The following is a 6,851-nucleotide window of genomic DNA, read 5'->3' as shown; positions in this document are numbered from 1 at the left end:
AGCCGCCCGCCCCCGCCCCGGAGGCGGAGGTCAGCGATGCGCCGCCCGTCGCCCCCGTGCCCCCCGCCGAGACGCCGGGCACCGCGCTGCTGCGCGCGCCGACCCCGCCGCGCCCCAGCACCCGCGTCGCGCCCACGCCCGCCGCCCCGCCGCCGCCCGATGCCGCGATCGCCGAGGCGGTGACCGAAAGCGCCACGCCCAGCCCCGATGCCGCGCCCGAGGCCCCGGCCGAGCCCGCCGCCGCGCCGGAGGAGGCCACGACCGAGATCGTCACCGAGGCCGAGAAGGACGAGAGGAAGACGCTGGCGCCGCTGGCCTCGGCCCGCCCGCTTGCGCGCCCCGACCGGCCCGCGCGCCCTGCCGCGCCCGCCGCCCCGGCGAAGACCGCCACGCCGGCCAAACCTGCCGTCCCGGCAGAACCCGCCGCGCCGCCCGCCGCCGCCATCGCCGACGCGCTGGCCGAGGCGCTGGGCGGCGGCGCGCCCGAGACCGCCGGGATCGGCGCCGCGCCCTCCGGCCCGCCGATGACCCGCGGCGAGACCGACGCGCTGCGCGTGGCCGTGTCGCGCTGCTGGAACGTCGGCTCCCTCTCGACGGAGGCGCTGCGCACGTCGGTGGTTGTGGCCGTCTCCATGCAGGAGGACGGAAAACCGCGGCTGGAGACAATCCGCATGATCTCCTACAGTGGGGGGGCGGAGGCGGCCGCCCTGCAGACCTTTGAATCTGCGCGCCGGGCGATCGTGCGCTGCGGCGCGCAGGGCTACGACCTGCCGGTCGAGAAATACGAGCACTGGCGTGACATCGAAATGACATTCAACCCGGAGAAGATGAGGATCAAATGATTGCGCGACTGATGACCCTCCTGCTGGCCCTCGGGCTGGCGCTGCCCGCCTTGCCGGCGCTGGCGCAGACCGGCCCGCTCAGGATCGTGATCGACGAGGGCGTGATCGAACCCTTGCCCTTCGCCGCGCCGGACTTCGTCGCCGAAAGCGCCGAGGCCCAGCAATACGCCCGCGAGATCAGCCGGGTGATCGCGGCCGACCTTGCCGGCACGGGTCTGTTCCGCGAGATTTCCCGCGATGCCTTCATCAGCCAGATCACCAGCTTCGACAGCCCGGTGCAATATGCCGACTGGAAGGCGATCAACGCGCAGGCGCTGGTCACCGGCGCGGTGTCGGTCAGCGGCGACCGGCTGGTGGTCAAGTTCCGCCTCTTCGACGTGTTCTCCGAGGCGCCGCTGGGCGACGGGCTGCAATTCGGCGGCACCACGGGCGCGTGGCGGCGGGTGGCGCACAAGGTGGCCGACCAGGTCTACCGGCGCATCACCGGCGAGGGCGGCTATTTCGACAGCCGGGTGGTCTTCGTCGCCGAGACCGGGCCAAAGGACGCCCGCCAGAAGCGGCTGGCGATCATGGATTACGACGGCGCGAACATGCAGTATCTGACCGATGCCGCCTCGATCGTGCTGGCGCCGCGCTTCTCGCCCACCGGCGACCGGGTGCTCTACACCAGCTACGAGACCGGCTTCCCGCGGATCTATCTGCTCGACGTGGCCAGCGCCGGGCGCCGCGCGCTGGAGGACCAGCCCGGCACCATGAGCTTCGCGCCGCGCTTCGCGCCGGATGGGCGGACGGTGGTCTTCTCGCTGACCCAGGGCGGCAACACCGACCTGTTCAGCCTCGACCTCGGTTCGGGGGCGCGGCAGCGGCTGACCTCCTCGCCCTCGATCGAGACCGCGCCGAGCTTCTCGCCAGATGGCAGCCAGATCGTGTTCGAAAGCGACCGCTCGGGCACGCAGCAACTCTACATCATGCCGGTAGGCGGCGGCGAGGCGCGGCGGATCAGCTTCGGCCAGGGCCGCTACGGCACGCCGGTCTGGTCGCCGCGCGGCGATCTGATCGCCTTCACCAAGCAGCACCAGGGGCGGTTCCACATCGGCGTGATGCGGACCGACGGCTCGGAGGAGCGGCTGCTGACCGCCTCCTTCCTCGACGAGGGGCCGACCTGGTCGCCGAACGGCCGCGTCATCATGTTCTCGCGCGAGACGCCGGGGGCGGCGGGCAGTTCGGCGCTCTACTCGGTGGACATCACCGGGCGCAACCTGCGGCGGGTGGCGGTGCAGGGCGGGGCCTCGGACCCGGCCTGGTCTCCGCTTCTGCCGTGAGGGCACGTTTCCAAACCGCGCCGCGGCTGGTATGCTGCGGCGGATCGAGCCAACAAAGACAACAAGGATTGTTGCGATGACCCCTTTCACGAAATTCCTGCTGGTGGCCTGCGCGCTGGGCGTGACGGCCTGCACCGACCCCGGGCAATATGGCCGCGGCGGCCCGGCTGCCGGCGCCGACAGCTTCGCCGCCGGCAGCCCTGAGGATCCGCGCTCGGCGGCCTATTTCCAGCAGACCATCGGCGACCGGGTGTTGTTCGCGGTGGATGAAAGCACGCTTTCCGACGAGGCGCGCGGCACGCTTCTGGCCCAGGCCAACTGGCTGATGGACAACCCCGAATACAGCGCCATCATCGAAGGCCACGCCGACGAGCAGGGCACGCGCGAATACAACCTCGCGCTGGGCGCGCGGCGCGCGGCCTCGGTGCAGGAGTTCCTGGTGTCGCGCGGCGTTTCTCCGGCGCGGCTGCGCACCGTCAGCTACGGCAAGGAGCGCCCGATCGAGATCTGCTCGGCCGAGGCATGCTATGCCAAGAACCGCCGCGCGGTGACCGTGATCACCGCCGGGGCGGGGGCGTAAGGACACAAGGAAAGGGGCGGCCGATGCGGATGCGGACGGCAGGGATCATCATCGGGCTGTGCGTGGCGCTGGCGGGGCCGGTCAACGCGCAGTCGCGGGCCGAGACGCTGGCCGATATCCGGCAGGAGATGTCGATGCTCTATGTCGAGGTGCAGCGCCTGAAGCGCGAGCTTTCGACCACGGGCCTCGCCGACCCCGGCGTCAGCGGCGGCACGACGCTGCAGCGCGTCGATGCCATCGAGGCCGCCCTTCAGCACCTGACCGCCAAGACCGAGGAGCTGGAATTCCGCATCAATCGGATCGTGCGCGACGGCACCAACCGCATCGGCGATCTGGAATTCCGTCTGGTCGAGCTTGAGGGCGGCGACGTCAGCAAGCTGGGCGAGACCACCACGCTGGGCGGCGAGGGCATGGCCCTGACGCCCGAGCCCGCGTCCGCGCCCCTGCCCGGCGAGGCCGAGTTGGCGATGTCCGAGCAGGACGATTTCGACGCGGCCAAGACCGCGCTCGAGGCCGGGAACCATCAGGAGGCCGCCGATCTCTTCGCCGCCTTCACCGAGACCTATCCCGGCGGCCCGCTGAGCGGCGAGGCGCATTTCCTGCGCGGCGAGGCGCTGTCCGCGCTGGGCGACACGCCGGCGGCGGCGCGGGCCTATCTGCAAAGCTTCTCCGGCGCGCCCGACGGGCCGCACGCGCCGCAGGCGCTCTACCGGCTGGGCGCGGTGCTGGGCGAGCTGGGCCAGACGCAGGAGGCCTGCGTGACCCTCGGCGAGGTCGGCGTGCGCTTCCCCGGCTCCGAGGCCGCGGCGCAGGCCGAGGCCGCGCGCGGCGCGCTGGGCTGCCTTTGAGCGCCAGCCTTTCCGAGAGCGTCGCACAAGCGGTCCGCGGCCTCGCGCCCGGCGCGCTGGGCGTGGCGGTGTCGGGGGGCGGCGATTCGATGGCGCTGCTGCACCTGCTGGCCGCCCACGGCCCGCTGCGGGCGGTCACGGTCGATCACGGGCTGCGCCCCGAGGCCGCGCGCGAGGCGGCGCTGGTGGGCGAAATCTGCGCGGGCCTCGGCATGCCGCATGACGTGCTGCGCTGGCACTGGGACGGGCAGGGCAACCTGCAGGACAGCGCCCGCCGCGCCCGCCGCCGGCTGATCGCGGACTGGGCCGCGCCGCTGGGGATCACCCATGTCGCGCTGGCCCACACCGCCGATGACCAGGCTGAAACCTTTCTGATGCGGCTGGCGCGCGAGGCCGGTGTCGACGGCCTGTCGGGCATGGCCGCCGAGACCCGCTCGCAGGGGCTGACCTGGCTGCGGCCCGTGCTGGCGCATCGCCGTCAGGAACTGCGCGACTACCTGCGCGCGCGCGGGCTGTCCTGGGTCGAGGATCCGTCGAACGAGAACCCACGGTTCGAGCGCGTCAGGGCGCGCCAGGCGTTGGCGGCGCTGGCCCCGCTGGGCATCGGGGCGGGCACGCTGGCCCGGGTCGCGGCGCAGATGGCCGAGGCGCGCGCGGCGCTGGAGGCGCAGGTGTCCGCGCTGGTCGAGGGCCACGCGCGGGTCGAGGCGGGCGACGTCGTGATCGACGCCGCGGCGCTGGCCGCAGAGCCGGCCGAGATCCGGCGCCGCTTTCTGGCGCAGGCGCTGCGCTGGGTGGCCTCGGCCGACTACGGTCCCCGCCGCGCGGCGCTGGCGCGGCTGATGGCGGACATCGCCGCCGCGCGCCCCGCCACCGTTCACGGCTGCCTCGTGCGGCCCGCGAGGGGGCGGCTTCGCATCGCCCGCGAATACAACGCCGTGGCCGGGACCCGCGCCCCCGCGCCGGGCCGCTGGGACGGGCGCTGGCGGCTGGATGGGCCGGAAACACCGGGGCTGGAGATCCGCGCGCTGGGCCCGGAGGGGCTGGCGCAATGCCCCGATCCGCGCGCCTCCGGGTTGCCGCGGGGGACGCTTCTGGCCACCCCCGCGGTCTGGGACGGCGATCGTCTGGTGGCCGCGCCGCTGGCCGGGATGGGCGAAAACTGGCGCGCGGTTCTTTCCGTCCCGCACGACAGCCCGCTTGCTCGTGTTATATCGCATTGAACCTTTGGCCCTGATCCCTATTTTATGCCAAAGGCCGCGCAACGGCGCGTCCGCCGCAATCCAAGGAGAACACATTGGGCAACGCGAGAAATATCGCCTTCTGGGTCGTGCTCTTTCTTTTGATCCTGGCCTTGTTCAACCTCTTCAGCGGGGGTCCGTCGACGATGTCGTCGCGCGAGATCACCTATTCCGAGTTCCTCGCCAGCGTGGAATCGGGCGAGGTGGCGCAGGTCACGCTGGACGGCGAACGCGCGCTGGTGCGCGGCAATGACGGGTCGAGCTACACCACGATCATCCCCGGCGGCAGCGATGTCACCGACCGGCTGATCGCGAAGGACGTCCAGGTCAAGGCCGAGCCGCAGGAGCAGAACGGCCTGCTGGCCTATGTCGGCACGCTGCTGCCCTTCCTCATCCTGATCGGCATCTGGATCTTCCTGATGAACCGCATGCAGGGCGGCGGGCGCGGCGGCGCGATGGGCTTCGGCAAGTCCAAGGCCAAGCTGCTGACCGAAAAGCAGGGCCGGGTCACCTTCGACGACGTGGCCGGCATCGACGAGGCCAAGGAAGAGCTGGAGGAGATTGTCGAATTCCTCCGCAACCCGCAGAAATTCTCGCGCCTCGGCGGCAAGATCCCCAAGGGTGCGCTGCTGGTGGGCCCTCCGGGCACCGGCAAGACGCTGCTGGCGCGCGCCATCGCGGGGGAGGCGGGCGTGCCCTTCTTCACCATCTCGGGCTCCGATTTCGTCGAGATGTTCGTGGGCGTGGGCGCCAGCCGCGTGCGCGACATGTTCGAGCAGGCGAAGAAGAACGCGCCCTGCATCGTCTTCATCGACGAGATCGACGCCGTGGGCCGCTCGCGCGGCGTGGGCTATGGCGGCGGCAATGACGAGCGCGAGCAGACGCTGAACCAGCTGCTGGTCGAGATGGACGGGTTCGAGGCCAACGAGGGCATCATCATCGTGGCCGCCACCAACCGCCCCGACGTGCTGGACCCCGCGCTGCTGCGCCCGGGCCGCTTCGACCGGCAGGTGCAGGTGCCGAACCCCGACATCAAGGGCCGCGAGAAGATCCTGGGCGTGCATGCCCGCAAGGTGCCGCTGGGCCCCGACGTGGACCTGCGCATCATCGCGCGCGGCACGCCGGGCTTCTCGGGCGCGGATCTGGCGAACCTGGTCAACGAGGCGGCGCTGATGGCTGCGCGCATCGGCCGGCGCTTCGTCACGATGGAGGATTTCGAGAACGCCAAGGACAAGGTCATGATGGGGGCGGAGCGCCGCTCGATGGTCATGACCGAGGACGAGAAGAAGCTGACCGCCTATCACGAGGCGGGCCACGCCATCGTCGGCCTGAACGTGCCGCAGCATGATCCGGTGCACAAGGCGACCATCATCCCGCGCGGCCGCGCGCTGGGCCTGGTGCTGTCGCTGCCCGAGCGCGACCAGCTCAGCGTGAGCTACACCAAGTACAAGTCCAAGATCGCCATGGCGATGGGCGGCAAGGTGGCCGAGGAACTGAAATTCGGCAAGGAGAACGTCACCTCGGGCGCGGCCAGCGATATCCAGCAGGTGACGCGGATCGCGCGCGCGATGGTCACGCAGTTCGGCTTCTCCGACGCGCTGGGCAATATTGACTACGCCAACGAGCAGCAGTCCTACCTGGGCAGCTACCAGGGGCAGTCGAACATCTCGCCCGAGACGCAGGAGAAGATCGACGATGAGGTTCGTCGTCTGGTCGAGGAAGGCTACGAGACCGCCAAGCGTATCCTGACCGAGAAGAACTCCGAATGGGAGCGCCTGGCGCAGGGCCTGCTGGAATACGAGACCCTGACCGGCGCCGAGATCGGCAAGGTGATCGCGGGCGAGCCGCTGAACCGCGGCGACGACGACGAGACGCCCCCGGCCAGCGGCAGCGCGCCCTCGGTCACGGCGATCCCGAAGACCAAGCCGCGCAAGCCCGAAGCCGGGATCGAGCCCGAACCTTCGGCCTGATCGGCCTGCCGTGCAGATCGAACGCCGCCCGGCCCCGTGCCCGGGCGG

6 protein-coding genes are annotated in these 6,851 nt (G+C 71.3%); all 6 read left to right on the top strand.

The genetic code is table 11. The features are described from left to right. Nucleotides 1-842 (top strand): energy transducer TonB (locus KCI33_RS09580; RefSeq protein WP_212524559.1); only part of this gene is annotated, 842 nt, incomplete at its 5' end. Beyond that, nucleotides 839-2,164, top strand: coding sequence for a Tol-Pal system beta propeller repeat protein TolB (gene tolB / locus KCI33_RS09575; RefSeq protein WP_212524558.1), 1,326 nt, complete (start codon nucleotides 839-841; stop codon nucleotides 2,162-2,164). The genes KCI33_RS09580 and tolB, both read left to right, overlap by 4 nt. A gap of 76 nt (nucleotides 2,165-2,240) precedes the next feature. Beyond that, complete coding sequence (gene pal, locus KCI33_RS09570; RefSeq protein WP_212524557.1) at nucleotides 2,241-2,744, top strand: peptidoglycan-associated lipoprotein Pal; 504 nt, start codon at nucleotides 2,241-2,243, stop codon at nucleotides 2,742-2,744. A gap of 29 nt (nucleotides 2,745-2,773) precedes the next feature. After that, nucleotides 2,774-3,592 carry a tol-pal system protein YbgF gene (gene ybgF / locus KCI33_RS09565; protein ID WP_212524567.1) on the top strand — a complete coding sequence of 273 codons (819 nt, stop codon included), beginning with the start codon at nucleotides 2,774-2,776 and terminating at the stop codon, nucleotides 3,590-3,592. Then, complete coding sequence (gene tilS, locus KCI33_RS09560; protein WP_212524556.1) at nucleotides 3,589-4,815, top strand: tRNA lysidine(34) synthetase TilS; 1,227 nt, start codon at nucleotides 3,589-3,591, stop codon at nucleotides 4,813-4,815. Before ybgF ends, tilS begins: the two co-directional genes overlap by 4 nt. Nucleotides 4,816-4,889: 74 nt before the next feature. After that, complete coding sequence (ftsH, locus tag KCI33_RS09555; RefSeq protein ID WP_212524555.1) at nucleotides 4,890-6,803, top strand: ATP-dependent zinc metalloprotease FtsH; 1,914 nt, start codon at nucleotides 4,890-4,892, stop codon at nucleotides 6,801-6,803. The last annotated feature ends 48 nt before the right edge of the window (nucleotides 6,804-6,851 follow it).

Origin of the sequence: Actibacterium sp. MT2.3-13A (assembly GCF_018139985.1) — a bacterium.
Classification (GTDB): Bacteria; Pseudomonadota; Alphaproteobacteria; order Rhodobacterales; family Rhodobacteraceae; genus JAGSOU01.
This window is presented reverse-complemented; position numbering and strand designations above follow the sequence as displayed.